Origin of the sequence: Pseudomonas sp. TJI-51 (genome assembly GCF_000190455.2) — a bacterium.
Classification (GTDB): Bacteria; Pseudomonadota; Gammaproteobacteria; order Pseudomonadales; family Pseudomonadaceae; genus Aquipseudomonas; species Aquipseudomonas juntendi.
In genome coordinates, this window is the sequence record NZ_AEWE02000115.1 from 3,270 (window position 1) to 4,380 (window position 1,111).

The following is a 1,111-nucleotide window of genomic DNA, read 5'->3' on the forward strand; positions in this document are numbered from 1 at the left end:
CTGGCCATCGGCATCCTGGTGACCATGCCCGAGCTGAAAATGCCGGCGCTGACCCAGTTCACCGATGGCACTGGCCCGGTATGGAAGGGCACCCTGTTCCCGTTCCTGTTCATCACCATTGCCTGTGGTGCGGTGTCTGGCTTCCACGCTCTGATCTCCTCGGGCACTACGCCCAAGCTGCTGGATAACGAAACCAACGCCCGCTACATCGGCTATGGCGGCATGCTGATGGAGTCGTTCGTGGCCATCATGGCCATGGTGGCTGCGTCGGTGATCGAACCTGGCGTGTACTTCGCCATGAACAGCCCGGCAGCCGTGGTCGGCGCCGATGTGGCGTCGGTCGCGCAGACCGTGAGCAGCTGGGGCTTCCTGATTACGCCCGAACAACTGGAGGCGGTGGCCCGCGACATTGGCGAGCACACCATCCTGGCCCGTGCCGGGGGTGCACCCACGCTGGCGGTAGGTATCGCGCAGATCCTGCACCAGGTGCTGCCGGGTGAAAACACCATGGCGTTCTGGTACCACTTCGCGATCCTGTTCGAGGCGCTGTTCATCCTCACCGCGGTCGACGCCGGTACCCGTGCCGGGCGCTTCATGCTGCAAGACCTGCTGGGCAGCTTCGTACCAGCCCTGAAACGCACCGAGTCGTGGGGTGCCAACCTGCTGGCCACCGGCGGTTGTGTAGCGTTGTGGGGTTACCTGCTGTACCAGGGCGTGATCGACCCGCTGGGCGGTATCAACACCCTGTGGCCACTGTTCGGTATCTCCAACCAGATGCTGGCGGGTATTGCCCTGATGCTGGGCACCGTGGTCCTGATCAAGATGAAGCGCGAGCGCTACATCTGGGTCACCCTGCTGCCGGCAGCCTGGCTGCTGATCTGCACCACGGCGGCGGGCCTGATCAAGCTGTTCGACCCGAACCCGGCTGTAGGTTTCCTGGCCCTGGCCAAGAAATACAGCACCGCCCTGGACGCCGGCCAGGTTCTGGCCCCGGCCAAGGACATCGGGCAGATGCAACACGTGATCTTCAACGCCTACACCAACGCCGGCCTGACCATTCTGTTCCTGCTGGTGGTGTTCAGTGTGCTGTTCTTTGCCATCAAGGTCGGCT

Annotated in this window: 1 protein-coding gene; it reads left to right on the forward strand. The window is 63.3% G+C overall.

Going from position 1 to position 1,111, the window contains the following annotated elements; genetic code table 11:
- Positions 1-1,111: carbon starvation CstA family protein (locus G1E_RS21990; RefSeq protein WP_047150108.1), on the forward strand; the 1,111-nt coding region annotated here is incomplete at both ends.